Annotated in this window: 23 protein-coding genes; 16 read left to right on the forward strand and 7 right to left on the reverse strand. The window is 68.2% G+C overall.

Annotated elements, in window-relative coordinates; translation table 11 throughout:
- Positions 1 to 3: 3 nt before the first annotated feature.
- On the reverse strand, positions 4 to 852 hold the full coding sequence (locus ACGFNJ_RS41800; RefSeq protein WP_393461920.1) for a TIGR03619 family F420-dependent LLM class oxidoreductase: 849 nt from the start codon (positions 850 to 852) through the stop codon (positions 4 to 6).
- 84 nt (positions 853 to 936) lie between these two features.
- Positions 937 to 1,569 carry a TetR/AcrR family transcriptional regulator gene (locus ACGFNJ_RS41805; protein WP_393461783.1) on the reverse strand — a complete coding sequence of 211 codons (633 nt, stop codon included), beginning with the start codon at positions 1,567 to 1,569 and terminating at the stop codon, positions 937 to 939.
- A gap of 128 nt (positions 1,570 to 1,697) precedes the next feature.
- On the opposite strand from ACGFNJ_RS41805, the gene ACGFNJ_RS41810 reads away from it, so the two are divergent.
- The 3 genes from ACGFNJ_RS41810 (at position 1,698) to ACGFNJ_RS41820 (ending at position 5,759) form a co-directional block, all read left to right on the forward strand.
- Positions 1,698 to 3,344: an FAD-dependent oxidoreductase gene (locus ACGFNJ_RS41810; RefSeq protein WP_393461785.1), complete on the forward strand. Its 1,647-nt coding sequence runs from the start codon at positions 1,698 to 1,700 to the stop codon at positions 3,342 to 3,344.
- Between the two features lie 186 nt (positions 3,345 to 3,530).
- Positions 3,531 to 5,000, forward strand: a complete 1,470-nt coding sequence (locus tag ACGFNJ_RS41815) for a threonine/serine exporter ThrE family protein (RefSeq protein ID WP_393461922.1) — start codon at positions 3,531 to 3,533, stop codon at positions 4,998 to 5,000.
- 102 nt (positions 5,001 to 5,102) lie between these two features.
- Positions 5,103 to 5,759, forward strand: a complete 657-nt coding sequence (locus ACGFNJ_RS41820) for a heme oxygenase (biliverdin-producing) (RefSeq protein ID WP_393461787.1) — start codon at positions 5,103 to 5,105, stop codon at positions 5,757 to 5,759.
- Between the two features lie 26 nt (positions 5,760 to 5,785).
- On the opposite strand, the gene ACGFNJ_RS41825 is transcribed toward ACGFNJ_RS41820, so the two are convergent.
- Positions 5,786 to 7,297, reverse strand: a complete 1,512-nt coding sequence (locus ACGFNJ_RS41825) for a sugar transferase (protein ID WP_393461789.1) — start codon at positions 7,295 to 7,297, stop codon at positions 5,786 to 5,788.
- 493 nt (positions 7,298 to 7,790) lie between these two features.
- Between ACGFNJ_RS41825 and ACGFNJ_RS41830 the strand changes: the two genes are divergently transcribed.
- From ACGFNJ_RS41830 to ACGFNJ_RS41845, 4 genes are read left to right on the forward strand one after another with little or no spacing between them, the layout of a single operon-like run.
- Positions 7,791 to 9,092: a class I SAM-dependent methyltransferase gene (locus tag ACGFNJ_RS41830; protein WP_393461791.1), complete on the forward strand. Its 1,302-nt coding sequence runs from the start codon at positions 7,791 to 7,793 to the stop codon at positions 9,090 to 9,092.
- Entirely contained in the window at positions 9,089 to 9,865 is a 777-nt protein-coding gene (locus ACGFNJ_RS41835) for a sugar phosphate nucleotidyltransferase (RefSeq protein WP_393461793.1), read from the forward strand. The genes ACGFNJ_RS41830 and ACGFNJ_RS41835 overlap by 4 nt, the downstream gene beginning before the upstream one ends.
- Positions 9,862 to 10,512, forward strand: a complete 651-nt coding sequence (locus ACGFNJ_RS41840; protein ID WP_393461795.1) for a PIG-L deacetylase family protein — start codon at positions 9,862 to 9,864, stop codon at positions 10,510 to 10,512. Before ACGFNJ_RS41835 ends, ACGFNJ_RS41840 begins: the two co-directional genes overlap by 4 nt.
- Before the next feature lie 2 nt (positions 10,513 to 10,514).
- On the forward strand, positions 10,515 to 11,561 hold the full coding sequence (locus ACGFNJ_RS41845; protein WP_393461797.1) for an NAD-dependent epimerase/dehydratase family protein: 1,047 nt from the start codon (positions 10,515 to 10,517) through the stop codon (positions 11,559 to 11,561).
- 4 nt (positions 11,562 to 11,565) lie between these two features.
- Here the strand turns inward: ACGFNJ_RS41845 and ACGFNJ_RS41850 are convergent, their stop codons facing one another.
- Entirely contained in the window at positions 11,566 to 12,162 is a 597-nt protein-coding gene (locus tag ACGFNJ_RS41850; RefSeq protein WP_393461799.1) for a dTDP-4-dehydrorhamnose 3,5-epimerase family protein, read from the reverse strand.
- Between the two features lie 55 nt (positions 12,163 to 12,217).
- Here ACGFNJ_RS41850 and ACGFNJ_RS41855 point away from each other — a divergent pair, with 55 nt between their 5' ends.
- Both ACGFNJ_RS41855 and ACGFNJ_RS41860 read left to right on the forward strand, forming a co-directional pair.
- Entirely contained in the window at positions 12,218 to 13,330 is a 1,113-nt protein-coding gene (locus ACGFNJ_RS41855; protein WP_393461801.1) for a class I SAM-dependent methyltransferase, read from the forward strand.
- Between the two features lie 192 nt (positions 13,331 to 13,522).
- A complete protein-coding gene (locus tag ACGFNJ_RS41860; protein WP_393461803.1) occupies positions 13,523 to 14,164 on the forward strand; it encodes an MspA family porin in 642 nt (213 codons plus the stop codon).
- Positions 14,165 to 14,222: 58 nt separating this feature from the next.
- Here the strand turns inward: ACGFNJ_RS41860 and ACGFNJ_RS41865 are convergent, their stop codons facing one another.
- From ACGFNJ_RS41865 to ACGFNJ_RS41875, 3 genes are all read right to left on the reverse strand, one after another.
- Positions 14,223 to 15,062: a glycosyltransferase family 2 protein gene (locus ACGFNJ_RS41865; RefSeq protein ID WP_393461805.1), complete on the reverse strand. Its 840-nt coding sequence runs from the start codon at positions 15,060 to 15,062 to the stop codon at positions 14,223 to 14,225.
- Positions 15,063 to 15,065: 3 nt separating this feature from the next.
- The gene (locus ACGFNJ_RS41870) at positions 15,066 to 16,439 is read right to left on the reverse strand and encodes a polysaccharide pyruvyl transferase family protein (RefSeq protein ID WP_393461807.1); all 1,374 of its coding nucleotides are present in this window, start codon (positions 16,437 to 16,439) and stop codon (positions 15,066 to 15,068) included.
- A 165-nt stretch (positions 16,440 to 16,604) separates the two neighbouring features.
- The gene (locus ACGFNJ_RS41875) at positions 16,605 to 17,267 is read right to left on the reverse strand and encodes a TetR/AcrR family transcriptional regulator (RefSeq protein WP_393461809.1); all 663 of its coding nucleotides are present in this window, start codon (positions 17,265 to 17,267) and stop codon (positions 16,605 to 16,607) included.
- A 100-nt stretch (positions 17,268 to 17,367) separates the two neighbouring features.
- Between ACGFNJ_RS41875 and ACGFNJ_RS41880 the strand changes: the two genes are divergently transcribed.
- The 7 genes from ACGFNJ_RS41880 to ACGFNJ_RS41910 all read left to right on the forward strand — a co-directional run bounded on the left by ACGFNJ_RS41880 (position 17,368) and on the right by ACGFNJ_RS41910 (position 26,677).
- On the forward strand, positions 17,368 to 19,173 hold the full coding sequence (locus ACGFNJ_RS41880) for an FAD-dependent oxidoreductase (protein WP_393461811.1): 1,806 nt from the start codon (positions 17,368 to 17,370) through the stop codon (positions 19,171 to 19,173).
- A 150-nt stretch (positions 19,174 to 19,323) separates the two neighbouring features.
- The gene (locus tag ACGFNJ_RS41885) at positions 19,324 to 20,406 is read left to right on the forward strand and encodes a glycosyltransferase family 4 protein (RefSeq protein ID WP_393461813.1); all 1,083 of its coding nucleotides are present in this window, start codon (positions 19,324 to 19,326) and stop codon (positions 20,404 to 20,406) included.
- On the forward strand, positions 20,403 to 21,596 hold the full coding sequence (locus tag ACGFNJ_RS41890; RefSeq protein ID WP_393461815.1) for a glycosyltransferase: 1,194 nt from the start codon (positions 20,403 to 20,405) through the stop codon (positions 21,594 to 21,596). The genes ACGFNJ_RS41885 and ACGFNJ_RS41890 overlap by 4 nt, the downstream gene beginning before the upstream one ends.
- Positions 21,577 to 22,941 (forward strand): lipopolysaccharide biosynthesis protein, encoded by a 1,365-nt coding sequence (locus tag ACGFNJ_RS41895; protein ID WP_393461817.1) that lies wholly within the window; start codon positions 21,577 to 21,579, stop codon positions 22,939 to 22,941. Before ACGFNJ_RS41890 ends, ACGFNJ_RS41895 begins: the two co-directional genes overlap by 20 nt.
- On the forward strand, positions 22,938 to 23,942 hold the full coding sequence (locus tag ACGFNJ_RS41900) for a glycosyltransferase (protein ID WP_393461819.1): 1,005 nt from the start codon (positions 22,938 to 22,940) through the stop codon (positions 23,940 to 23,942). The genes ACGFNJ_RS41895 and ACGFNJ_RS41900 overlap by 4 nt, the downstream gene beginning before the upstream one ends.
- A 9-nt stretch (positions 23,943 to 23,951) precedes the next feature.
- Positions 23,952 to 25,400: a hypothetical protein gene (locus tag ACGFNJ_RS41905; protein ID WP_393461821.1), complete on the forward strand. Its 1,449-nt coding sequence runs from the start codon at positions 23,952 to 23,954 to the stop codon at positions 25,398 to 25,400.
- The gene (locus ACGFNJ_RS41910) at positions 25,391 to 26,677 is read left to right on the forward strand and encodes a Wzz/FepE/Etk N-terminal domain-containing protein (RefSeq protein WP_393461823.1); all 1,287 of its coding nucleotides are present in this window, start codon (positions 25,391 to 25,393) and stop codon (positions 26,675 to 26,677) included. The genes ACGFNJ_RS41905 and ACGFNJ_RS41910 overlap by 10 nt, the downstream gene beginning before the upstream one ends.
- Positions 26,678 to 26,741: the final 64 nt, after the last annotated feature.

The raw sequence follows: 26,741 nt of genomic DNA on the forward strand, positions 1-26,741 counted from the left end.
TTCCTACTCCCCGATGCCGAGTTTCCCGGCAAGCCTGCCGAGGTAGCCGCGCACGTCCTCGGCCGACCGGTCCGGCATCCCGAAAACGACTTCGGTCACGCCGAATTCGGCCCACTGTGCCAACTGCGCCGGGTCGGGCCGACCGGCAAGCGCGATGATCTCGGGTGTGCCTTCGTTGCCGTGCTCGCGCCAGATCCGGTGCAGCAGTTCGATCTTCGGCGCCAGCTCACCCTCGGTGGGCGTGGTGATCCACCCGTCCGCGTGCTTGGCCAGCCAGGCGAACGACTTCTCCCCGCCCGCGGCGCCGAGCGCCACCGGAATCTTCTTCTGCACCGGCTTCGGCCACGACCAGCTGGCGCCGAAGTTCACGAATTCCCCGGTGAAGCTGGCTTCTTCCTCGGTCCAGATCGCCCGCATCGCGTCGAGGTGCTCCCGCAACACCGTCCTGCGCTTGCCGGCAGGCACCCCGTGGTGCGCGAGTTCATCGGTGTTCCAGCCGAATCCGACGCCGAGGCTGACCCGCCCGCCGGACAGGTGGTCGAGCGAGGCGATGGTCTTCGCCAAGGTGATCGGGTGATGTTCGGCGGGCAACGCCACCGCCGTCGACAGCCCGATCCGGGTCGTCACCGCGGCTGCCGTCGCCAGCGCCACCCACGGATCGAGGGTGCGCAGATACCGGTCGTCGGGCAGCGTCGCGTCGCCGGTCTGTGGATGGGCCGCCGCCCGCACGACCGGGATGTGCGTGTGCTCCGGCACGTAGAACGTGTCGAAACCGGCACCCTCGGCGGTCGCGGCCGCTTCCGCGGGCGTGATGCCCCGATCGCTGGTGAACAACACAATTCCGTACCGCACCGTACGCGCTCCCATCGCCGAAACTAGAACAAGTTCTACCACCTTTCCCGGCGGGCACCAAGGGTTTCGCGGCACAAAACGGCGCTACGCGCCGCCCTGCTGCAGCAACTGGACGAGCAACGCGACCTGTTCGGCGTAGCGCTCCAGAAACTCCGGCGACCGCGGATCGGCATCGCACACCCCGGCGATGACATGCGGCAGCGAGGTCGGCGCCATCGCCGCGCCCATCAGCATGACCAGCAGACAGGCCGGATCGAGCTCGGCGGGCAGCTTGCCGTCCGCCTGCATCTCCTGCAATTCCGCGACGCTGGACCCGAGCTGTTCCGCCCGCGGCCCCCGATCCGGATCGCTGTCCGGACCCGCGTATTCGAGCCCGCCCCAGGCGAACAGCCGGACCGCGTCGGGATTATCCAACGCCTGCAACGCATATCGGCGCAGCTGTTCGGGCAGCGGCGTGCCCGGCGGAACAAGGTTGCGCCGCAGCTCCTGCCAGCGTTGCGACATCGCCTGGTAGAGGCCGTCTTTCCCGTCGAAGTAGTACGAGATCAGCTGCTGGTTGACCCCAGCGCGGGCCGCGATCGCGGCGGTCCGCGCGCCGCGGAAGCCGTGCGCGGCGAACTCGGCCTCGGCGGCGTCGAGGATCAGCTGGCGGGTGCGTTCCGGGTCGCGCTGCCGCTCTTGCGGCTTGGGCGATCTGCGGGGTTTCGAGGACGGCACGAGCAGATCCTATCGACACATAGCAGTTTCAATCGACATTCCAAGCTAATCAATCAAATGATTGACAGAGTTCTCCGATCGATTGATGATTGTTCGCGTAGCTCGACCACCAGAGGAGAACCCCAGTCGTGACCACGCACTCCGACGCCGGCAAGACCCCGGTCCTGATCGTGGGCGGCGGCATCACCGGTCTGTCCGCCGCGCTGTTCCTGGCCAGGGCGGCCATCCGCCCCGTCCTCGTCGAACGCCACCCGTCCACCGCACTGCAACCGCAGGCCAGGGCATTCAACCCGCGGTCGATGGAGATCTATCGCGCGCTCGGCCTCGAGCCGGAGATCCGCGAGCGCACCTCGTTCCTGGCCACGCTCCCGGAAATGTTCGGCGCAGAAACCCTGGCTGGTCCGGAACGATTCCGGGTCGATGTGCTGGCCCAGGTGCGCCCGCCCGCCAGCCTCAGCCCCGCCGACTGGGCGATGATCGACCAGGACGAATTGGAACGGGTCGTCCGGGCGCACGCCGAAAAGTCCGGCGCCGATATCCGATTCGGCACGGAACTGCGCTCCGTCGAAACAACCGCCGACGGTGTCACGGCACTGGTGCGTGATCTCGACACCGGCGCGGACTATCCGATACACGCCGACTACCTGGTCGCGGCCGACGGCAACCGGGCGGGCATCCGCACCAGCCTCGGCATCGGCGCCGACGGACCGGGCGAGCTCGTGTACGCCGCGAACTTCCTCTTCGACGCCGACCTCAGCGCCCTGCTGCGCGGCCGTCGCTTCCTGCTCGGCTACCTCGATCAGCCGATCACCGGCACCGCCCTCGTGCCGGGTCCCGAACCGGGCCGCTGGTCGCTCGGCGTCCCCTTCGGTCCCGAGACCGGGGCAAGCCTGGACGATTTCACCGAGCAGCGCTGCATCGACCTCGCCCGCCGCGCAATCGGCGACCCGGGCCTCGAACTCACGCTGGTGCCGCCGCTGCCCGGATCGAGCAGGCATGTCAGTGCCACCCGAATCGGCGGGTGGGTAGCCAGGCAGTTCCGGGTAGGCCGCATCTTCTTCGCGGGCGACGCCGCACGCGTTGTCCCGCCGACGGGTTCCTTCGGCGCGAATTCCGGCATCGCCGACGCGCACAATCTCGCATGGAAGCTCGCCGCGGTGGTGAAAGGCCAAGCGGGCGAGTCACTGCTGGACACCTACCAGGACGAGCGGCACCCGGTCTCGGTCACCACGCTCGACCAGGCGATGCAGCGGCTGCACGGTCGCCATCACGGCACCGGCGACACCGCGGCCGCCATCGACGACCTCACGATGATCCTCGGCTACCGATACCGCTCTGCCGCCATCGTTTCCGAGACACCCGACGATGACGAACCGGTCGAGGACCCGCGCCACGCCACCGGCCGCCCCGGCTTGCGCGCACCGCACCTATGGCTCGACCGTGCAGGCACCACGCTGTCCACCCTCGATCTCTGCGACGGCGGCTTCCTCCTGCTGGCCGGTCCGGCAGGCACGGCCTGGACTTCGGCCGCCGAGAACGCCACCGCCACACTGGGTCTCGACGTGACGGTGCACCAGATCGGCACCGACTACATGAACCCGGACAACCTCTTCCACACCGCCTTCGGCATCACCGACACCGGTGCCACATTGGTCCGCCCAGACGGCTTCGTGGCCTGGCGAACCACCACACTCCCCCAACGCCCGGACAGCGAACTGCTGCGGGCGCTCACCCGAATCCTCGCGCGTTCAGATCAGCAGGCACTACCCAGCTGATCCGCCTGATCACCCCTGCCGCGCCACGCGCTCGGCGGGCGCGTGTGCCAGCCGAGATGCAAAGGTCGTGGGAAGGTGACTACCTTCGCGTGCATGGATACGAGCACGCTGCCAGGAGGCGAGAACACCGACACCAGGGTCGACCATCTCGGCTGGCGGCGGCTGCGGCTCCGCCGCGGGCGGCGACTGCCGGTGGTCAGCCAGGCGGTCGGCAAGCTGGTCGCCGATCGCCAGGCCACCGCGGACACCATCGTCGCCGCGCCCGCGCCGCTGCAGCCGATCGACCTGACCGACGACGCGCGGGTCGCCGAGGTTCTCGATCTGGCCGTCCGCGTGGGCGAGGTGGTGCTTGCCTCCGGCACCGGCGTCATCGACACCACCACCCAGGTCCGATTCATCGCCGCCACCTACGGCTTGGCCCGCTGCGATATCGACGTCACCTACGACGCGATCCGCATCTGGGCCGACCGCGGGCCCCGACTACCGCCCGCGAGCACCATGCGGATCGTGCACTACCGCTCGCTCGACTTCACCAGGCTCGCGGCCGTCGACCGGCTGACCAGGCGGATCCGCAACGAAGTCGTCGCGCCGGAGGACGCGCGCGCCGCGCTCGACACGATCACCTCGGCGCCGCACCCGTACCACCGCTGGATGGCCACCTTCGGCTGGTCGCTGCTCGCCGCGGCCATCGCCGCGCTGCTCGGCGGCGGAATCGTCGTCGCGGCAGTCAGTTTCGGCACCACGCTGGCGATCGACCGGGCCAATCGGGTGCTCAATCGCTTCGGCCTGCCGTTCTTCTTCCAGCACGTGGTGGGTGGTGCGATCGCCGCGACGCCCGCCATCGTGCTGGCCACCTTGGCGGGCCCGCTCGGCATCGAGGTCGATCCCGCGCTCATCATCGCCGCCGGAATCACCGTGCTCCTCAGTGGTTTGCAGCTGGTCGGCGCGGTGCAGGACGGCATAACCGGCGCGCCGATCACCTCGACGGCACGCATGCTCGAGGTGCTGATGATGACCGGCGGCATCATCGCGGGCATCGCCCTCGCGCTGCGCATCGGCGACGTCGTCGGCGCGACCGTGCCGCCGATCGTGCTGACACCGGGGGCGGACATCACCGATCTGCCGATCAAGATCGTCGCCGGTGCCGTCGCCGCCATGGCCTTCGCGCTCGCCTGCTACGCGGAGCGACGGGCGCTCGCCGCCGCCGCGGGCAGCGGCGCGGCGGGCACGATCTGCTATCTCCTGGTGCAGCAGGCCGGCTTCGGCCCGGTGCTCGCCTCGGGTGTCGCCGCGACAGTGATCGGCATGGCGGGTGGTCTGATGGCCCGTCGCGCGCTGACACCCCCGTTGGTCGTCGCGGTCGCGGGCATCACGCCGCTGCTGCCGGGCCTCAAGCTCTATCGCGGGCTCAATGCCGTGCTCAACGATCAGCTCGCCATCGGCGCCAATCAGTTGCTTGCGGCGTTCGGCGTCGGGTGCGCGCTGGCCGCCGGCGTCACCCTCGGTGAATGGTTCGACCGTACCGTTCGGCGGCCGCGCATCCTGCGCCGCTTCGGCGCGCTGCGCCGTCCGATCGTGCGGCGCAGGCCGACCGTTCGGCTGCGGCGCCGGTCCGCGCCACCCGTGCCCACCTCGCCGATCCCGCCCACTCAGTGAGCAGCCGAGTGCAGATCGCACGCGAAACCGGTATCGTCGAACCAGAAAGTTAGGGTATCCATAGTTGGATGGCCCAGGGTGCTCAGGTGAGGTGGTTCGTTCATGTCGGAGGCAATTCCGTTCTCGACGCAGATTCGCAGCGCCACCGCCGAACAACATTCGGACGCGGAGAACTCGCGGTTCATGAGCGACATGCTCGGCGGTGCGCTCGGCGTCGACTCGTATCACCGCTACACCGGCCAACTCTGGTTCATCTACCGCGCGCTCGAGGGGCGCTGGGACAGCCTGGCCGACGACCCGATCGCAGGGCCGTTCATCCGTCGAGAACTGGCGCGCACCGCCGAACTGGAGCGCGACCTCGCGCATCTGCTCGGGCCGCGGTGGCGCGACGGGCTCGAGCCTTTGCCAGCGACCGCGGCGTACGCGGCACGCATCGATGAGTGCGCCCGCGACTGGCCCGCGGGCTACATCGCCCACCACTACACCCGCTACCTCGGCGACCTGTCCGGTGGTCAGGTCATCCGCGGCACCGCCGAGAAGCTGTGGAACCTGCCGCATCGCGGCGACGGCGTCCGCTTCTACGTCTTCGACGGCGTCGGCAACCCGGCCGCGTTCAAGCGCGAATACCGCAGCCTGCTCGACCAATTGCCGCTCGACGATCTCGAAACCCGCAGGGTGCTCGACGAAGGGCAGCGTGCCTTCGCGATGAACACTGCGCTGTTCCAGGAACTGGCCGAGGAGTTTCCGGCGGCTCAGTAGTCACGGCTCGATCCAGTAGGCACGGCTCAGTAGGCGCCTGCCCCGCGGGTCACCGCGCCGATCGTGCGCGCGATGAGCAGCAGGTCGAGCACCATCGACCAGTTCTCGACGTAGGAAAGGTCAAGGCGCACCGAATCTTCCAGGGAAAGGTCGGATCGTCCGCTCACCTGCCACAGGCCGGTGACTCCCGGCTTGACCAGCAGCCTGCGCCGCATCTCGCCGTCGTAGCTGTCGACCTCGCGCTGCACCTGCGGGCGCGGCCCGACCACACTCATCTCACCGCGCAGCACGTTGAAGAACTGTGGCAGCTCGTCAAGGCTGAACTTGCGCAGCACCTTGCCGATCGGCGTGATGCGCGGGTCGTCCTTCATCTTGAAGAAGACCGGGTTGCCGCCGTTGCGCGCGATGAGCGCGTCGACCGCCGCGTCCGCCTCGACATACATGCTGCGGAACTTGATCATGCGGAACGGCGTGCCGCCCCTGCCGATTCGTTCCGACAGGTAGAACACCGGACCGGGACTCGTCAGCTTCACCGCCAGCGCGATGGCCAGCATGGTCGGCGCGATCGCGAGCAGCACTCCGGCCGCGAAGCAGAGGTCGAAGACCGCCTTGCCCGCGGACTTGGCGCGGTCGTATTGCGGCTTGGCGATGTGCAGCATCGGCACGCCGGCGACGAACCGGTTGGTCAACCGGGTGCCCGCGATGTCGACCACGCCGGGCGCGACGATCAGCTCCACTCCGATCGGATCGAGTTCCCAAGCCATGCGGCGCAATTCGATCGGTCCGAGGTGATCGGTCGCCGTCACCGCGACGGTGTCCGCGCCACTGCGCCGGACCGCGTCGAGCACCGTCCGGTCATCGCCGACCACCGAGAACGTGTGGCCCGAGGATCCGGGGAAGTATTCGGTGATCTCGTTGAGCCCGTCCGGAATACACACCCCGACCACCCGATATCCGGAGGCCGGGTCGGCCGCGAACGCGTTGGCCATCGCCTGCGCCGCCTCCGCACAGCCGACCACGAGGACCGAGGTGCGGTACTCCCCCCGACCGCGCAGCTGCCGGGCGTGTATTCGCCACAGCAACCTGCTGAGCATCAGCCCGAACAGACCGAGCGGTAGTGCAATCGCCAAATAGCCACGCGCAAACTCGATCTGAAAGATCAACGAGATGATCGCCAGTACGCCGAACAAACGAAGTGTGGCGGACACCAATCGCCGGTACTCCTCGGTACCGCTGCCGACCACCTGCGGCGACCGGCTGTGACCGATGGCGAGGAAGGCGAGCCAGGTGAACGCGAGCACACCGGAAACCACCGTGTACCCAACCTCGTACGGCAGCGGCCAGGCCAGCGGCGGCGCGGCGGGACCGCCGAATCGGATGACCTGGGCGAGCGTTATCGCCGCCACGATCACGCCGAAATCCGTTGCTATCAAGCGCCTTACGTACTCCGACTGCCAGCGTTCGCGCTCGGAACGCGGCAGCGTGTGCGACGATCGACGGATGTCAAGATCGTCGTCGTCGGCGAGCTCGAAGCTCATGAACACACACCTCCCCGTGGGAGTGAAGAAACATGCTTTCCGGTCTGCATCGACCGGTCCCCTCGGCACAATCCTGACCGCCGTAGGCATCTCATCCGTCGGCGGCCAGAAGGAGATTGTTACAGAACACAAACCGTTTCACACACCGAATCACCATGGCCGCAAAATGTTCCAGAAGGTAGCCAACAAAGGGGCGGTCGGTATGCTGCCCCGGTCTGTTCTGGGCGCTTTGCGCGACAGCGGCGCAGGTCGCGAACCTCGGCTACTCCCAGGCGAATTCATCCCATGAGATCGAATCCACTAACTGCCCTGGTAGCCACCCGGACGCCAGCCCTCGAAGACGGTTGAAAAGTATCGGAAATTACTTCCTGCGCAGTCGATTTCACCAGCACCACCCGGGACTTTCGTTGTAACGTCTCACTGGATCGGGTCGACGTCAGGGGTGCGCCGGCAGTGTGCCGGCCATTCGACTCACGACAGAAGGTGGGCTTTCGTGCGATGTCGCCTGTGTGATTCCGAGCATTTGACGAGCGTGCTCGATTTGGGAGCAACGCCGCCCTGCGAGAAGTTTCTCGCGCAAGACGAGCTCGACCTTCCCGAGGCAACCTATCCGCTGCATCTGCGGCTCTGCGCGGACTGCCTGCTGCTGCAGATTCCCGCATTGATCACTCCGGCAGAAACTTTCACCGAATACGCGTATTTCTCGTCTTATTCCGACAGCTGGGTGCGGCACGCGAAAACTTTTGTCGCGCAGGCCATCGAGCGACTGAAGCTAGACGCGGACTCCTTCGTCGTCGAGGTGGCGAGCAACGACGGCTACCTGCTGCGGCACGTGGTGGCGGCGGGCATCGACTGTCTCGGCATCGAGCCGTCGGTGAACGTCGGCGACGCCGCACGCGCCGCTGGGGTACCCACCGAAACCGCCTTCCTCGACGAGGACACCGCCGCCAAGGTCCGCAGCGCGCACCGGCCCGCGAACCTGGTCGTGGCCAACAACGTCTACGCCCACGTCCCCGACCTGCGCGGCTTCACCCGATCGCTGCGGGCGCTGCTCGCCGACGACGGCTGGCTGTCCATCGAGGTACATCACGCGCTGAACCTGTTGCGCCTCGGGCAGTTCGACACCATCTACCACGAGCACTTCCAGTACTACACCGTGCACTCCGCGCAGCGGGCACTGGCGACCGCCGGCCTGTCGATCGTCGATGTCGAACTGCTCGACACCCACGGCGGCTCGCTCCGGCTGTGGGCCAGGCCCGAGGAGGTCGGCGCGACGCCGAGCGACCGCGTCGCCGACGTGCTTCGCCTGGAACAGGACGCGGGCCTGCACCAGGAGGCCGGCTACACCCAGCTGCGCCCGCGCACCGAGGCGGTCCGCCACGACCTGCTGCGCTTCCTGCTCGACCAGCGCGCCGCAGGCAAGCGGGTGGTCGGCTACGGCGCGCCGGGCAAGGGCAACACCCTGCTCAACTATTGCGGCATTCGCACCGACCTGCTCGAGTACACCGTTGACCGCAACCCGTACAAGCACGGTCGCTACACGCCGGGCACCAGGATCCCGATCCATGCGCCCGAACGGATCGACCAGGACCGACCCGATGTCGTCCTGGTGCTGCCGTGGAATCTCGAAGCCGAGATCACCGAGCAGCTACGCCACATCGGTACGTGGGGCGCCGAATTGGTCTACCCACTACCCACACTGCATCGCGCCGATCTCACCTCGGCCGAACCCACCGGTCACAACGGAGTGAACACCACACACAACTCGGAAATGACAGGGAGGGGAGCGCGATGAAGGTTGTGCTTTTCTGTGGCGGCTACGGCATGCGAATGCGCGATGGCACCGACGACATGATCCCGAAGCCCATGCAGCTGGTCGGTCCGCGACCGCTGCTCTGGCACGTGATGCGCTACTACGCGCACTACGGCCACAAGGAGTTCATCCTGTGCCTCGGCTACGGGGGCCTGCACATCAAGAACTTCTTCCTGAGCTATGAGGAGTCGGTGTCGAACGACTTCGTCATCCGTGACGGCCAGGTGGAGATGCTGAGCTCCGACATCAGCGACTGGAAGATCACCTTCGTCGACACCGGACTGGAATCGGCCATCGGCGAGCGCCTGCGCCGGGTGCGCGACTATCTCGGCGACGACGAGTGCTTCCTGGCCAACTACGCCGATGTGCTCACCGACGCGCCCCTGGACGACATGATCGACAAGTTCACCGCGTCCGGCGCGGCGGCCTCGATGATGGTGGTGCCGCCGCAGTCGTCGTTCCATTGCGTCGATATGAAGCCGACCGGCGAGGTCAAGGAGATCATGCCGGTCTCGCGGATGCCGCTATGGGAGAACGGCGGCTACTTCGTGCTCAACAAGGAGATCTTCGATCTGCTGCCGCCGGGCGGCGACCTGGTCGCCGACGCGTGCGGTGCCCTCGCCGGGCAGGGCAGGCTGTTCGGGTATCAGCATCTCGGGTTCTGGAAGCCCGCGGACACCTTCAAGGAACGCGCCGAACTCGATGCGGGCTACCGCTCCGGCGCCAGGCCATGGATGGTCTGGGAGCACGCGTGATCCCACTCCGCGCCGGGACGGTGACCGAGGTCGCCGTCCTCGGCGCACACTGCGACGACATCGCAATCGGCATGGGCGCAACACTTTTGACGTTGGCCAGAGCCCGCCCCGGCCTCCGGGTGCGTGCGCTGGTGCTGTCCGGCGCAGGCACCGAACGCGCCGAGGAAGAACGCCGCGCGCTCGACGCGTTCTGCCCCGGCGCCGAGCTCGACCTCACCATCCTCGACCTGCCGGACGGCAGGGCGCCGGCCCACTGGGACCGAATCAAGAACGCGCTGGCGGCATTTCGCGCCGGCGCCCGACCCGACCTGGTCTTCGCGCCGCAGCGCGGCGATGCCCATCAGGATCATCGGGTGCTCGCCGAACTGGTGCCGACCGAGTTCCGGGACCACCTGGTCCTCGGTTTCGAGATCCTCAAATGGGAGGCCGACACCCCGGCGCCCACCGTGTTCCACCCACTCACCCCGGAGCTCGCCGCGGAGAAGGCTCAGCTGCTGCTGAAGCACTATCCGTCGCAGGCGCATCGGGATTGGTTCGACGAGCAGGCGTTCACCGGGCTCACCCGGATGCGCGGCGTGCAATGCCATGCCGCGCACGCCGAGGCGTTCGTGCTCGACAAGGCCGTTATCGATTTCGGAGGTTCGTAGCAATGCGGGTACTGCTCACCGGACACCAGGGGTATCTCGGCACCGTCATGGCGCCCGTGCTCCAAGCCAATGGGCACGAGGTGGTCGGCCTGGACGCGGGCTTCTTCGCCGACTGTGTGCTCGGCGAATTGCCCGGCGACCCACCAGGACTCGCGGTCGACCTGCGCGACGTGACCGTCGACCAGCTGCGCGGTTTCGACGCGGTGATCCATCTGGCCGCGCTGTCCAACGATCCGCTCGGCGCGCTGGCACCCGAAATCACCTACGCCATCAACCATCACGCGTCGGTCCGGCTCGCCACGCTCGCGAAGGAGGCGGGCGTCCGGCGCTTCCTGTACGCCTCCACCTGCTCGGTTTACGGGGCGGCAGGCACCGAGCTGGTCACCGAGGACGCGCCGCTGCGGCCGCTCACGCCGTACGCGGAAAGCAAGGTGCGGGTCGAAGACGATGTCGCCGCACTGGCCGACTCCGGCTTCTCCCCCGTGTTCCTGCGCAACGCAACGGCATTCGGGTTCTCGCCGCGGTTGCGTGCGGACATCGTGCTGAACAATCTGGTCGGCTACGCCACGTTGACCGGCGAGGTGAAGGTGCTCTCCGACGGGACACCGTGGCGGCCGCTGGTGCATGCCCGCGATATCGCCTGGGCATTCGCCAACTGCCTCACCGCGGCACCGGCCGCGATTCACAGCCGCGCCTTCAACATCGGCACCGAGGCGAACAACCTCACCGTCGCCGACATCGCCCACGCGGTGGTCGAGGCGGTGCCGGGTTCGCGCCTGCACATCACCGGCGAGAGCGGCGCCGATCCGCGCTCCTACCGCGTCGACTTCTCGGCCGCGCGGCGGGCCATCGGCTTTCGCGCCCTGTGGACCGTGCAGGCGGGTGCGGACGAGCTGTTCCAGGAGTACACCGCGCGCGGACTCACCTACGACGACTTCTTCCAGAAGTTCACCCGGCTGCCGCACCTGGAAAGGTTGCGCGACAGCGGGGTTCTCGATGCTTCGATGCGCCGGGTCGCGAGCGGTACCGCCCATGTCTCGGCGACATAGCACCTCAGCCGAGCGAATCCGCGCCGCGCACCTCCGGCGCCGGATCTGTGCCCAACGCCGCGAGCAGCTCCTGCCAGCTGCCCGCGGCGGCGTCGCGTTGCGACACCACCGTGACCGGCAGCGGCCATGCGATGGCGAGCTCGGCGTCGTCGTAGGCGACACCGATGTCCTCGGTGGGGTCGTGCGGGCGGTCGATGCGGTAGCAGACGTCCGCGGTGGTGGTGAGCGCCTGGAAGCCGTGCAGGAACCCCGGCGGCACGTACAGGTGCCGGAAGGTCTCGTCGTCGAGCCGGAACGCCTGCTGGTGACCGAATGTCGGGGACTCGGGCCTGATGTCGACGAGCACGTCGTGCACCGCGCCGTTGGCGCAGCGCACCAGCTTCGCCTCGCCGCGCCCGACCCGGCCGTGCATGCCGCGGATCACCCCACGCGCGGAACGGGATTGGGAATCCTGCTGGAATGCGGCGGCCGCGCCCGGCGTGCCGAGGTGGGCGTCGAACTCTGCCGCGTCGAAGGTTCTGGTGAACAGGCCGCGCGCGTCCCGGAACGGATCCGGTACCAGCACAAGGACATCGGCGAACTCGGTGGGCTCGATGCGCATGCCGCCATCGTGCCATGTTCGCCGGTGCTCGCGGCAGTGGACGGAAGGCAACGCCATGGTTGTCCTGCCTAGCGGGCGGCGCTGCCGTGGCTGCGGCGGCGCCGAACTCAGCCCCGTGCTCGATCTCGGCACTGTCCCGGCCGCCGACTACTTTCCGCACGCCGGCACCCCGGTCGGTCTCGCCGAGTCGGCGCATCCCCTGCGCATGGATCTGTGCGGCCGCTGCGGTCTGGCCCAGCTGGCCGAGGACGACACCCGCACCGAGGAACCGCGCGGGATCGAACCCGAGGCCTTGCGGGTGCAGGCCGCCGAGGCGGTCGCCGTGGTCGCCAAGGCCGGGCTGCTGCGCGGAAAGACCGTGCGCGAGTTCGGCAGCCCGCACGGCGGCACCTGGCTGCCACTGCTGACCGACCGCGGCTTCGTCGCCACCGACAGTCGCGCCGATATCGTCCTGGACTGCTTCGGCGTCATGCACGAACCGGATCAGCGGGCGGCCTTCGTCGAACGGGCGGCCGCCACCGCACCGCAGGGGCTGCTGCTGGTCCAGTTCCATTCGCTGGCCACGATTGTCGCGTCGGGTCAGTGGAATGCGCTGCGGCACGGGCATTTCGCCTACTACTCGCTGGCCGCGCTCGGCAGGCTGCTCGCCACGGCGGGGATGAGCATCACCACCGCGTGGCGGTTCGACCTGTACGGCGGGACCGTCCTCGTCGCCGCCAGGCACGGCACCCATCTCGCCGATGCCGCCATCCGCGAAATCCGCACGCGCGAAGCCGAATACCTCGGCCTCACGGCGGTGCGGCAACTCCAGCAGGCGGCCGACACGCACGCCGAGGCATTGCGCCATTGGCTCACCAGGCATGCGGCACAAGGCGATCGGGTCTACGCGTACGGTGCTGCCTCGCGTGCGGTGGCCTTGTTCAGCCTCGCCGGTGTGCACCGCGGGCTGATCACCGCCGTCGCCGACGCGTCGCCCGCCAAGCAGGGCCGCCGGATGCCCGGCACCGATGTGCCGATCATCGCACCCGACGAACTCCTCACTGCCCGACCGGATCTCGTCCTGCTGACGCTGCCCGACCTGCTACCCGAGCTCCGTACCCGCTATCCCGAGCTCGACGGCTGCTGGATCGTCGACGACCCGGCGACCGCGACCATGAAGGGAGGATGATGTGCCTATCGAACCCGTTGCGTCGCACTGGGTTCGACCAACACAGCGCACTTCGCTTCACCTGACATGATTGACATACCGAACACCTGATTGCCCCAGATGAGGAGTACTCCTCGCCCCCGCGCGCTCCCGGGGGCGGGGCGCCGAGCGATCCACGCGCCCGGCCGGGTGTGTACCAGAGGGGATTATCTGATGAGGGACTTCACGCAGCAGTGCGGCCGAGGCGTACGCCTCTTCGCGATCGCCACCGTGGTGGCATCCGGGCTCGCGCTGGGCACCACCGGCACCGCGACCGCGGTCGTCGACAGCAGCAGCAACATCATCGATCAGAAGAACCGCTCGATCGAGGCGACCCAATCCGACACGCGCATCGACTTCGTGCCGCCGTTGGACGGAAATCCGTTGACCCGCGAGTGGTTCCACCACGGCGAGGCCGCGTTCAAGATCGTAGGACCGAACGCCGAGGACTGGCGCGGGCACATCACCATCGGCTACCAGGTCGGCTATCCGGCCAGCCTCAGCGGGCGGTTGAAGTTCGGGTACTCGACACCGGACCTCGGGGTCGACCTCGGCGGCGACCCCGGCGCCCTCCTCAAGCTCAACGGCCTGCTCCCCCGGGCGGGCATCGAGATCGAGGTCGGCTTCGGTCCGGGCATCCAGACGGTGGAGTGCGCGGGTGGCGACATCTCCGGCCCCGAGGGATTCATCCGGATGTCCGGTTTCCACGGCACCGTCACCGGCGTCGTCGGGCAGACGACCATCCGGCCGTTCGTGAAGGTCATCAGCGCCAGCGGCGACTATGTGATCACCTACGGTCGGCTCTGGACGATCTGAGCACCGTCGGCGTGGCGCCGTGGTTCGGCGCCACGCCGGTCGCTCAGACCAGCAGAGCTCAGACCAGGAGATCCGGCCGATTCCGCACGGTGGCCACCGTGCGCACCCGCAAGCGGTGCAACGCCGCCTTGGCCAACCGGGTGTCGCCCGCCAGCACGTCGCCTCGGCTCACCAGGTCCGGGTAGTCGCCCGCGATCCGGTGATGGAAACGGTACATGTCGGTCAGCTTGCTCACCGTCGAGGTGCGGCTGCAGAGGTTGAACGACGAATTGCGCCAGGCGGCAAGGATATCGGACATCCCGAAGAACACGCCGAACGACGAGACCCTGGCGAACAGGTCGACGTCCATCGGGAACACCAGGTCGCCGCGCAGCCCACCGACGCTGTCGAAGTGCTTGCGGTAGAACATCGCGGCCGCGGTCGGCCCGAAATCGGCGGGCCCGCGCCGCACGATCACCCTGGCCAGCGCGCGTGCGGTCTGCCTGCCGAGCAGGCCCGCCAGGCCGAGCCCCGTCTCCAGCACCTCGCCTGCCTCGTCGATCACCTCGAACCGGCTCGACGAGATCGCGATCGTCGGGTCCTCGGCCATCACCGCGAGCTGCGCGGCCAGCGCGCCGGGCCGCAGCACGTCGTCGGCGCAGACGACCTTCACCAGGTCGCCGGTCGACGCGCCGATCGCCTTGTTCCAGTTGTCTCCGATCGGCAGCACAGTGTCGTTGCGTAGCACGCGCATTCGGCGATCATCGAACGCGCGCGCGATATCGCCGGTGCCGTCGGTGCTGGCGTTGTCGAGGATGACGAGCTCGAAATCCACGTCTTGGCCGAGCACTGACTCCAGGGTCTTGGCGAGCGTGCGGGCCGAGTTGTAGGCGGGCACGCACACCGACAAAGAGACCATGACTCATTTCCCTCTCGTGTGACCCGGTCGTACCGGGCCGCTGTCCACCAGCCGGAAGACCCGTTCGAGCCCCGCCCTGCTGGCATCGATCTGTTCGACCGCCTTGTGCTGCAACGCATCCCGCACCGCGGCTGCCTCGTCCCACGACTGCTGTACGGCCTCGGTGAGCGCGGTGTCGAGCTCGGGGTCGTTCAGGTGGACGATGCGCAGTCCGGTGCCGAACATCTGGGCCAGCCCGTGGAACTTGTCGTCGTAATACTCCGAGGCGGTGATGCCTACCGCCGGAATCCCTTGGGAGAGTGCGAACACCGCGAGATGGTAGGCGCTCGTCACCAGCACCCGGCAGCGCGCGACCTGTCTGGCGACATCACCGGGCGTGCCGCCGCGACCGACCGCTGGCCGCGCGTCGACCGCCCCCGCGAGTAGCGGCAGCGTGGAAAGCCGGTCCTCGGAGGCATATTCGGAGATAATCAGCGGCTGCACACCGGCGCCGAAGCGAACCGCACTCGAACGGACCACCCGGCCCAGCGTCTGCTGTGCCGCCACGCTGACCCGGGAATAGTCGGCGACCCGAAGGCACAGACCGATGTCCTCGCCGATCCGCGGCTGGCGGTGGCGATACCCGAATTCCACGGCGTCGTCCCCGGTGACCAGCACCCGCTCGGGTGCGACGCCCATCCGAGACAACAGTTCCGGCCCCCGCCTGCCTTCCCGCAGCGCGACGAAGTCGACACCGGGCAGCACCTCGGTGGCGCGCCGCCACAGTTCGGGATCGTGTAGCGGGCCCAGCCCCTGCCCGACCAGCGCCGTCGGAATACCCTGCGCGCCTGCGTATTCGAGCAGATTCAGGGTCCGATGCGCTTGATACCGGTCGACGTCGGTCAGGTAGCCGCCGCCGAGGGCGAGCACCAAGGACGCCTGTTCGACCGCGGCCGGAATTTCCACCGGGAACTCGTCGTCGGCAGCCAGTTGTTCGGCGCTCACGTCGCCGCCGGACCGACGCTTGGCGGCCGCCCGCAACGCTCGCAGCCGGTCCTTCGGCCCGTCGGTGACCGCGCGCCAGTGCAGTGCCGCCGGACCGACCAGTACCGTTGCGGCCGCACGGGTCACTCGCCCGTGCCAGCCGTCCGGACCCCAGTTCCATTCGGGTCCGCACAGCGGCTCCACCTCGGGCAGCAGCGCCCGGAGGATTCCCGGCTGGTGCGTGAGCACCCCGATCCGCGCCCGCGGCCAGCGGGCGCGTAGTCGTTCGACCGTCGTGGTCATCATCGCGATATCGCCGCGATTGCGCAGCCAATATTCGCCGTTCTCGACCAGCACGCGGATCTCGCCCTCGGCGACATCGGCTCGCTCGGCCTCGGAACCTATGGTCCCCACTGCTTATCCTCCCGCCAGTCCCCCGCGGGTCGTACCGTGCCGAGCACGAACTCCTTCTGAAATCTACCCCACGCTATTCATCGCGGCTACCGGTCGGAGAGTTACCGGCAACCGAGTCCGTTGCGCCCGAATAATATTCGAGCCGACCGGCTTGTCTGTTTGCTGTCAGGCGCCTTTGGTGATCCGCCCGGCGTAGAGCGCGCCGAGCGACGCACCGGCGTATGCCGTGCAGTAGTCGACCAGGTCGGCCATCGGCACGTCCAGGCGCCCGCTCTGCTTCTCCACCAGCACACGCTCGAGCATGCCGACCACCGACAGCGCGTAGATGTCCACCAGTTCGGCGGGCGGCCGTTCCTGCGGGCGCGCCGCGGTGGCGGTCTCGGCGACCAGTCGAGCAAACCGCCAGAGTGCCTCTCGCATCCGCTGTTCGGCGCCCGAGGCCGCGGGTTCGACGAAGATAATGCGGAGTTTGCGCGGATCCTCGCCCAGTGCCGTGAGAAAGGAGCCGATGCCCGCGCGCAACTTGCGGGTTCCGCTGGCGCGCACCGCATCCACCGCGACGGCAACGGCCGCGAACAGCTCGTCGATGACACCGTCGAACACGGCGGCGAACAATTCTGCGGTGCTGCCGAAGGATTCGTAGAAGTATCGGTCGGTGAGCCCCGCGGCCCGGCACAGATCCTTCACTCCGGTCGCCCGGTACCCCTTCGACCCGAAGAGTTCGAGCCCGGCCTCGAGCAGCTTGGCGCGCCGTGCCGCGATCCGGTCCGCCGCGCCGACGCCGCCGTAGGACCGCACCGGTCGTGGCTGTTTGGCGGTGCCGCTCATCGCGATTCCGTGCTCGTCATCGTCGCATTGTCTCCCATCGCGCGCCGCCGTCTGCTAAATATGACGATCAGGATAGTCAGAATTGGAACGGAGTTGCGCAGTGACAGCTCGCTTTCGAAACAGCGCGGTCACCCGGCGAACCGTGCTGCGTGGCGCGGCAGGCCTGGCCGGGGCGGCCGGGCTGGCGGCCACCGCGGCACCGGCCGGAGCACAGGACACCCGCAGGCGAAACGGCCCGTCGCGCAACACCGTCGCGGTGCTCGGCGCAGGCATCGGTGGACTCACCGCGGCACACGAGCTGGCCGAACGCGGATTCGAGGTGACTGTCTTCGACCGCAAGGAGCTCGGCGGCAAATCCCGCACCATCCCGCTGCCCGGCACCGGGATCGACGGTCGCGCACCGCTGCCCGGCGAACACGGCGCTCGCGGCTTCACCTCGTTCTATCACCACGTGCACGACACCATGCGCCGCATTCCGCTGCCAGGCACCCGGAACACCGTGTACGACAACTTGCTTCCGTTCTCGGTGAACGATCCGCGCTATCCGCGCGCGGGAAACCTACCGGACGGTTTCCCGCTGATGTTCGGGTTCTACTTCGACCCGAAGCAGGCGCTGACGCCGGAAGGCCTGCAGCGCATCCTGATCGAGGTCTTCCTGAAGAACAACCTCGTCCCGCTCCCCGAGGCGATCCACATGGCGGGCCGGGTCGTCACCTATCTCACCTCCAGCGAAGAACGGCGATTCGGGCAGTGGGAGCACGTCAGCTGGTGGGACTTCGTCGGCGCCGCGCACCGGTCGGCGCAGTTCCAAGCCCTCGCCGCAACGGGTTTGACGCGTGCGCTGGTCGCCGCCAAGGAATACGTCGCCAGCACCCGAACAATGGGCAACATGATGGAGGGCTTCTTCCTGGCGCTGCTCCAAGAGCTCGCCGGTGGCCCGAAGGTCTACGAGGTGCTCAACGGACCGACCAACGAGGCCTGGCTCGATCCGTGGATCTCGATGCTGAGCGAGATGGGGGTGCGCTTCCTGCCCGGCCATGCGCTCGACGGGTTCGCGGTGACCGGCGACCGGATCGACGGCGCCCGGATCCGAAAGCCTGGCGGCGGCACCGAACTACACCGTGCCGACTGGTATGTCTGTGCCGTGCCGACGGATCGCGCACGCAGGCTCTGGTCCCCCGAAATCCGCGCGCTCGACCCGGATCTGGCCCGCATGGACGAGCTCAGCGTCGACTGGATGAACGGCATGCAGATGTTCGTCACCGAAAAGCTCGAACTCGGCGCCGGATACAACATCTACCTCGACGCACCGTGGCGGCTGACCTCGTACTCGCAGCGCGCGTTCTGGAATGTCGACTACGCGGCGAAGTACGGCGACGGCACCGTCGTCGACGGCCTCACCATCGACATCGCCGACTGGGACACCCCCGGCATCCTGTTCGGCAAGACGGCCAAACACTGCACCCGCGAGGAGATCTACCAGGAGACCTGGGCCCAGCTCACCGCCGCGCTCAACGACGACGGCCGCATTCAGCTGAAGGACGGGATCGTCCGCGACTGGCTGCTCGACCCCGGCATCAGCTGGCAGGACGGGGAAAACCAGAACGATGAACCGTTGCTGGTCAACACGATCGGCTCGTGGGCGGCCCGGCCCACCGCGCACACCAGGATCCCCAACCTCTTCCTCGCCGCCGATTACGTCAAGACCAACTTCGACCTGGCCACCATGGAGGGCGCCAACGAGGCGGGCCGCACCGCCGCCAACGCGCTCCTCGACGCCGCAGGCTCCCCCGCCGCGCGCGCCCAACTGTTCACCCGCGAGGCGATTCCCGGGTTCCAACCGCTGCGCGACATGGATGCCGCACGGTACCGCGCCGGACAGCCGAATCTGTTCGATATCGGGTGACTGGGCAGTAGCTCGTTCACTCCCCGGCCAGAACGCCACCGGTCCCCTAGAATTTTGCGGGAGAGGCGAGTTCACCGTCCGTGACTCGTCCCGCCACACCGCCAGTAGGGGGCTTGGGTGACGGGAGGTACCGATATCATCCGGGTGCACATGACCGGGTCCGAATGGTTCGCGGCCGCGCCGGGTGGACTCAATCGGTACTTCACCGAATTGGTCACCGCGCTGGCGAGGCAGCCGGGGATCGACGTGTCCGCTGCCGCGTTCGGCGCCACGGGTTCTGCACCGCCCGGCGCCCGATCTTGGGGTGGCACAGGCGGATCCACGATGCGGCGGGCCCGCACCGCGTTCCTCGATCGCGGCGATCTGCGCCGCGATGCCGCGGCCGCCACGGTGCTCGACCGCCACTTCTGCCTCTACGGACCCGCCGCCGTCGACCGGCACGGCACGCTTCCCCTCGTCGTCCACTTCCACGGTCCGTGGGCCGCCGAGAGCAGGATGTCCGGGCAAAACGCGCTCGCAGCACGGGCGAAGTATCTGATCGAACGTGCTCGCTATCGTGGCGCGGACCGATTCGTGGTGCTGTCCAACCACTTTCGCGACGTCCTGCACACCGACTATCGGATTCCGCTCGATCGGATCGCGGTCATCGCGCCCGGCGTCGACCTGAACCGCTTCCACGCCACCCCGATTCGGCCCGAGACCAGCACGCGCACCGTATTGTGTGTGCGCAGGCTCGAACGGCGGATGGGCATCGATACTTTGCTGCGCGCATGGCCCGCCGTGCTGGCCGAGCATCCGAGCGCCAGGCTGGTGGTGGTCGGCACCGGCACTGCGGAATCCGAATTACGCTCCATGGCAACAGCTCTCGGTGATACTGTCGCGTTCGCCGGACACGTGGACGACCAGCAACTCACCGAACTCTACGAACAGGCGGAGCTGACCGTAGTGCCGACCACCGCCCTCGAAGGATTCGGACTGATCGCCCTCGAGTCGCTCGCGGCCGGTCGGGCGCCCATCGTCACCGATTGCGGAGGGTTGCCCGATTCCGTTCGCGGGCTCGACGCTTCGCTCATCGTGCCCAAGAGCGACGCCGAAACGCTCGGCGCTCGCCTCGCCGCCGCACTGCACGGAAAGCTCCCGACCCCCGAACAATGCCGGGCACACGCCGAGACCTTCTCGTGGGATGTCACAGCCGAACGCCATCTCGCGATGTACCGAGCGATCAGCTCATGACCACAGCCGTTTTCCTCGCGCACACCGCGGCGCCCTCCGGCGCCGAACTCGCCACGCTCCGACTGGTGTCGGCACTGCGCGACCAGGGACGGCTCGACGTCGCCATGGTCTACACCGAGGACGGTCCGATGGTCGAACGCATGCGCGCCCGTGGCGTCGAAACCCGGGTGCTGCGTGGGCGATTCGACAGCAGGTCGATGACCATCGCCTCCGGCCCGCTCGGCCAGGCGCGCGGGTTCCTGATGCTGCTCAGGCACGGCTGGGCGCTCGGGGCGCTCACCACCGAACTCGGTGCGCGGGTGCTGGTGGCCGAGAGCAGCAAAGCGCTGGTGTTGGGCGCGGTCGCCGCGCGCCGGGCCCGCGTTCCGCTGGTCTGGCAGGTGCACGACCGGATCGCCGCCGACTATTTCGGCAGGCTGCCCACCCTGGTGCTGCGAGTGCTCGGCAGGCTCGTCAGCCGCGGCTATCTCGCCAACAGCAAGGCGACCGCAGCCACCCTGCCGGTCGGGCGCAGGCCCGCGCTCGTCGCGTACCCGGGGATCGAGCTCGGCGCCGAGGTGCCGCGGCCCGACCAGCGCCCGCCCGCCGACACCGTGGTCACGGTCGTCGGCAGGCTCGCCCCGTGGAAGGGGCAGGACGTGCTGCTCCGCGCGCTGGCCGCGACGAAAACGCTTCCGCGCCAGATATTTCTGGTCGGCGGCACCTTCTTCGACGAGGAGCCCTACCGCGCCGAGCTCGAAGCACTGGCGCGATCGCTGGCGCTGCCCGTCACCTTCACCGGACACGTCGACGACCCCACCCCTTACCTCCGCGACGCCGACATCCTGGTGCACTGCTCGGTGCTGCCCGAACCGTTCGGGCAGGTCGTGGTCGAGGGCATGCATGCCGGCTGCGCCGTGATCGCCTCCGGGCCAGGCGGTCCCACCGAAATCGTCGAGCCGGGCGCGAACGGCCTGCTGGTCACCGGCGGCGACGAACAACAACTCACCGCAGCGCTGGACACCCTCATCGCCGACCCGGCGCTGCGCACCCGCCTTGCCACCGCGGCGCGACGACGCGCCACCGACTTCGACATCACCGAAACGGCGCACACGGTGGCCGCATTCCTCGACGACATCGCACAACGCAACGAAGCCGCGCGCACCCCACTTTTCCGGGAGAGAACCGCGTATGGCAGAGCACGCCCCTAACGGCCAGCACCCGCCGGGCGGCGCACATCGCCTGAAACCGGTGCGCCGGCGCCACGGATTCCTTTCGGTGATCCGCGATATCGGCTATGTCAGCTTCGGCAAGTACGGGCAGTACGTCGTCACCATCGTGACCGTGCCGCTCATCGCCCGCGTGCTCGGCACGCACGGCCTCGGGCTGCTCGCGATCGGCATGTCGGCGTATTTCATCGGCTCGCTGCTCGTCGATCTCGGCATCACTTCCTATCTGGCCGCGCGCGTGCACGATGCGAGCGCCCCAGCCCTCGGCGACGACCGGTTCGGGCACGTCAACCAGTTGCGTGGCGACTATCTCGCGATCCGCGCGACCACCCTCGGTGTGCTCGGCGCGGCGTTGGCGCTGAGCTATGCGGTCGGCGCGCCGGAGGCGCTGGAGATGATCCTGCTCGGGCTGTTCGCGGGCGGCTTCTGGTCGGTCTCGGAGGACTGGCTGCTCATCGGCCAGGGGCGCTTCGGTGCGTCGACGGCCTACCAGGCGGTCGGCCGGATCGGCTACCTGGTGCTGCTCGTCGTGGTGCTCCCCCGGATGCCGAACGCGCAAATCGCGCTGCTCTGCCTGCTGGTTTCCTCCGTGCCGACGGTCGCGTTGACGTGGTGGGATTCGTTGCGCACCTTCGGACCACCAGCCCGGCCGCGCCACGTGCGCACCATCTTGCGTACCGGCACACCGGTTTTCACCTCCCGCCTGCTGGTGACGACCTACGGACAGGGTGCGGCGGCGGTGTACGCCGCAGTGCTGGACGCAGTGTCGCTCGGCCTCTACTCTGCGGGTGATCGCCTGGTGCGCGCCATCCAATCCACCCTCGACCCCATCGGTTTCGCCTTACTGCCCCGGATGGCACGCAAGAGCGGCGACGACACCTTCTGGCGCCAGGCCATGCAGGCGCTGCTCGCCTGCGTCTGCGCCGCGACGGTCGCGGCCGCCGCGGTGTGGCTGGCGGCGCCGCTGCTGATCCATCTGGTTTTCGGCCAGGACTTCACCGCCGCGATCGCGCTGCTGCGGGTCGAAACCTTCATCCTGCCCGCGACCGCGATCACCTCGTTCGTCACGACGGCGGTGCTTCCGGTGCGCCAGGACACCACCGGGGTGCTCATCGGCGCCGTGCTCGGCACCGGTGTCGCGGCCGTCGCGCTGGCCATCGCGTTTCGCACGCACTCGGTGTGGACGTTGATCTACGGCACCGTCGTCGTCGAATTCACCGTCGCCGCCTGGTATCTGCTGCGCATCCGGGCCTTGATCCGCCGTGAGCGCGTAACACCGGCGCTCGGGCCCGCGATTGTGCTGATGCGGGAGGAAGGCACGAAGTGAGGATCCTCTATCTCGGCGACGACTGGGTCGGCAGCAATGCCCACTCGCTCGCCGACGGCTTCCGGCAAGCGGGCCACGAGGTGGTCGTCCTCGACACCACGCGAGTTACGTTGCCGCCCAGGCTTTCTCCGCCCTGGGTCTACGCCAAGTTCACCAAGCAACGCGCGCCGTGGAGCGTCGCGGCAGTGCACGACGCCATCGAGCGCGCCGCCGCCGAATTCCGGCCGGAGCTGCTCTTCGTGTTCAAGGGCGTGCACCTCGATCAACGCAGGCTGCTCGACCTGCCCGCAGCATTGCGGGTGCACTACAGCCCGGACGATGTCGCGAATCCCGCCAACATCAGCGCGGAATACCTTGCGCACGAACCGGAATGGGATCTCGTCGTCACCACCAAGCAACACAACGTCGCCGAGCTGCAGGCCCGTGGCGCCCGCGCGGTCACCTTCGTGCGCAGTGCCTACGACCCGGCCTGGCATCATCCCACCGCGCGGCGCGGCACCAGACAGTTCCTGGTCGGATTCATCGGCGTGTGCCGCCCCGACCGGCGGGCCGAGCTCGTCGGGCTCGCCCGCACCCACGGCTCCCGCATGCTGGTGCGCGGGCCTGGCTGGCGGCGCGTGCCCGAATTGCGCAGCACCGGAGCACAAGTGGGCGGCGCGGTGTACGGCGAGCAGTACTCGGAAGTGGTCGCGAGCGTCACCGCCAACCTGGTGCTGCTCAACTCCGACAACCGCGACACCCACACCTGCCGCACCTTCGAAGTACCCGCCGCCGGTGGGCTTTTCGTCGGCGAGCGGACCGACGAGCACGCAGAGTTGTTGCAGGACAACAGCGAATGCTTCCTGTTCAGCGACGCGGCTGAGCTGTCCGACATCCTCGACCGATGCGCCGCACACCCGGACAAGGCGGCCGCGGTCGCCGCGGCAGGCCATCAGCGGATCGTCGACGGCAAGCACCGTTACCTCGACCGAGCAAGGGAGATCATCCATGCAATCAGCTGAGCTCGACTGATGGCCGCCACCACCGAGGTGCTGCTGATCGGCCTCGCGCTCGCTACGATCGTGGCCGCGGCCAGCACGATTCCCGGCGTCGCCCGGGTGTTCCTGATCGCGCAGGCGGCCTTCTGGTCGCTGTCCTACCTGGCACGGCCGATCGTGCTGCTGTGGGTGCAGCCGGAACCACATTTCGGCGACAACGTCCCCGATCCGCGCCTGGCCCAGTTCGGCTACGACCGCGGCATCGCGCTGGTCTTGGAACATGTAGTCGTCGGACTCTGGGTGTACGCGGGACTCGTTGTCGCCTATGCCTTCTGGACTCGCCGCCACCCACCCGCCGCGCAGCCCGCACTCACCAACGACCCCAATTTCGTACCGACACTTGCGGCCATGTACGCCGTCGGGCTCCTCGGCCGCGCCGCGACGGTGGCCACCGGGTCCACCGGCGGTGCGGGCGATGTCGAAAGTGCCAATCCCATCCTGTCCTTCGTCGCCATCCTCGCCACCATCGCCGCGCTCGGACTGATCATCTTCGTCCGGCCCGCGACCACACGACTCACCGTGCTGATCATCGGCGGCTTGCTACTCGGCGAGCTCGCCTGGACCGCCGTCGTCCAATCGAAGACGCCGATCATCGGCGCCGCACTCGCCCTCGCGATCCGCTTCGCGATCCTCGGTTGGACGAAACGGAAAGCGGTATCCGTCGCCGCCATCGGCGTGCTCGGCATCGCCGCCTTCGGTTGGTTGCAGTCGCTCAAGCAAACCGAGTACGCGAAAGCCGAAGCGGCGGTGACCGATTCGGGCTACCCCCCGATCGTGCAGCCGTTCCTGAGCATCCTGCGGCGCTTCGATCTGCTCGAGGCCGCGACCGACGCCTACTATCACGGGCCCGGCTTCTGGCTCACCCCCGCCGAAACGTTCCGGCATGCCACGCTGAGCCTGATCCCCGGACAACTCCTCGGCACCTCGAAGTTCCAATCCGGCACCGCGTGGGCACAAGACGTCCGCGGCGCCTCGGTGGACATGACGAAGGTGTCGGTGTCGCTGGCCGAGGGCAACCTCAACGAAGGCTATGTGGTCGGCGGCTACCCGGGTGTCGTCGTGTGCGCGGGCTTCACCTTTGCGCTGCTGCTCTTCTGGGCCAAAGCGCTGTACTCGCGGCTGTTCCCCGTCGCCGTGCTCGGGCTGGCGCTGACCGGCGCCTCGGCGCTGTTCGAACGCGGCATCCTCGGCTCGATGGAAAATCTCGGCAAGTTTCTCCAGGCCGCGGTGCTCGCCTGGCTCATCTCGCTACTCGTGCGGGAGTACCGCCGACGCGCCGAGCCGCGGTACGCACCCGCTCCGCCTGCGCCACCGCCCGCCGTTTCCCTGTCCCGGCCACCCCCTGGCCACCCTGTTCTCGTCGGGGCTGTCACCAGCCAGCAGGCTGTCATCACCGAAAAGAAAGCGTCCCCATGGGATTGATCGACTATTGGCATATCGCCCGCAGGCGCTGGGTCATCATCGCCGCCGTCCTAGTGGTGTTCCTCGGCGCGGCGGCAGGCTACGTCAGCACCCTTCCGACTACCTACGTCGCTTCCAGCAGCATGTATGTGTCGATGGCCACCGGAACCTCGGTCAACGACTCCTACCAGGGTGGGCTCGCCGCGCAGCAGCGCGTGCGCTCCTATCTCGACCTGGCCACCAGCACCACCGTCGCCAATCGGGTCATCGACGACCTCGGGCTACGGATGTCCGTCCGCGAAGTGCAGAGCAAGATCAAGGCCTTCTCGCCGCCCGCCACCACCAACATCGTGATCACCGTTCAGTCGTCGACCGCCGAGGGCGCGCGCGACTTCGCGAACTCGGTCGTCGCCCAATTCCGCCGTCTCATCGACGAATTGGAGACCATCGTGCGCGATGCCGCGCCTGCGGCCAGGATCGTGGTCGTCGATCGCGCCGAGATACCGTCCGGGCCCGCGGGGCCGCAGACGAAACGCATCCTGATACTCGGGCTGCTCGCCGGGCTGGCGTTCGGCTGTGCGGCCGCGTTCGTCCGCGACCGCACCGACCGCACGCTCCGCACGTCCAACCAGCTAGAGGCGATACTGCCGGTCCCGATCCTCGGCATCATCGACGCGGGTCGCCCCGGCGCCCCCGACGAGACCCGCAGGCTGCGGACCAGGCTGCTACGGGACGGCGAGGCCACCAGTGTGCTCGTGGCAGGCTTCTCGCCCAGATCGGAACCGGAAGTCGCTGTAGCGCTGGCAAAGTCGTTCGCCGACACCGGAAGCAACGTGGTGCTCATCGACGCCGACACCACCGGCTACGGCAGCTCGTCCGCCGACAGCGCGCCGAAAAGCCCCGGACTCAGCGCGGTGCTGCAGGGCGACGTGCCGGTGCACGAAGCGCTCACCGGGTGGCCGGAGGCCGGGTTCACCGTGCTCCCGCTCGGCCCTGCCGACGAGCAAACCGCCGACCTGCTCGCCTCGGACCGGTTCGCGGCGGTGGTCGCGAAGCTGCGCACCGACTACGACCACGTCGTCATCGAGGTCGCCCCGGTGGCACACGCCGCCGACGCGCTCTCCGTCGCGCCGCTCTGCGAGCAAACCATCGCCGTCGTCGCGCTCGGCGGCACCAGTGCCCCGCAATTGCGCGGTGCGCTGGCCACATTCGGGGACAACACGCTCACCGGCGCGGTAGCGTACAGCAAGCCGCCGGGCAACCGGTTGCAGCGACTTCGCGAGGGGCTGCGGCTATGAGCGAGCGAACAAGGGGCACGGCCGCGCCGTCGCTCGTGACGGGGTTGAGCACAGTCGGCCGGCG

The organism is Nocardia sp. NPDC049149 (assembly GCF_043197455.1).
Taxonomy (GTDB): domain Bacteria; phylum Actinomycetota; class Actinomycetes; order Mycobacteriales; family Mycobacteriaceae; genus Nocardia.

Bases quoted from the DNA above. Each gene is read 5' to 3' on its own strand.
- ACGFNJ_RS41910 (WP_393461823.1), top strand. From the start codon at position 25,391: ATGGGATTGATCGACTATTGGCATATCGCCCGCAGGCGCTGGGTCATC.
- ACGFNJ_RS41890 (WP_393461815.1), top strand. From the start codon at position 20,403: ATGACCACAGCCGTTTTCCTCGCGCACACCGCGGCGCCCTCCGGCGCC.
- ACGFNJ_RS41905 (WP_393461821.1), top strand. From the start codon at position 23,952: ATGGCCGCCACCACCGAGGTGCTGCTGATCGGCCTCGCGCTCGCTACG.
- ACGFNJ_RS41825 (WP_393461789.1), bottom strand. From the start codon at position 7,297: ATGAGCTTCGAGCTCGCCGACGACGACGATCTTGACATCCGTCGATCG.
- ACGFNJ_RS41850 (WP_393461799.1), bottom strand. From the start codon at position 12,162: ATGCGCATCGAGCCCACCGAGTTCGCCGATGTCCTTGTGCTGGTACCG.
- ACGFNJ_RS41855 (WP_393461801.1), top strand. From the start codon at position 12,218: ATGGTTGTCCTGCCTAGCGGGCGGCGCTGCCGTGGCTGCGGCGGCGCC.
- ACGFNJ_RS41885 (WP_393461813.1), top strand. From the start codon at position 19,324: ATGACCGGGTCCGAATGGTTCGCGGCCGCGCCGGGTGGACTCAATCGG.
- ACGFNJ_RS41875 (WP_393461809.1), bottom strand. From the start codon at position 17,267: ATGAGCGGCACCGCCAAACAGCCACGACCGGTGCGGTCCTACGGCGGC.
- ACGFNJ_RS41860 (WP_393461803.1), top strand. From the start codon at position 13,523: ATGAGGGACTTCACGCAGCAGTGCGGCCGAGGCGTACGCCTCTTCGCG.
- ACGFNJ_RS41835 (WP_393461793.1), top strand. From the start codon at position 9,089: ATGAAGGTTGTGCTTTTCTGTGGCGGCTACGGCATGCGAATGCGCGAT.
- ACGFNJ_RS41845 (WP_393461797.1), top strand. From the start codon at position 10,515: ATGCGGGTACTGCTCACCGGACACCAGGGGTATCTCGGCACCGTCATG.
- ACGFNJ_RS41895 (WP_393461817.1), top strand. From the start codon at position 21,577: ATGGCAGAGCACGCCCCTAACGGCCAGCACCCGCCGGGCGGCGCACAT.
- ACGFNJ_RS41865 (WP_393461805.1), bottom strand. From the start codon at position 15,062: ATGGTCTCTTTGTCGGTGTGCGTGCCCGCCTACAACTCGGCCCGCACG.
- ACGFNJ_RS41820 (WP_393461787.1), top strand. From the start codon at position 5,103: ATGTCGGAGGCAATTCCGTTCTCGACGCAGATTCGCAGCGCCACCGCC.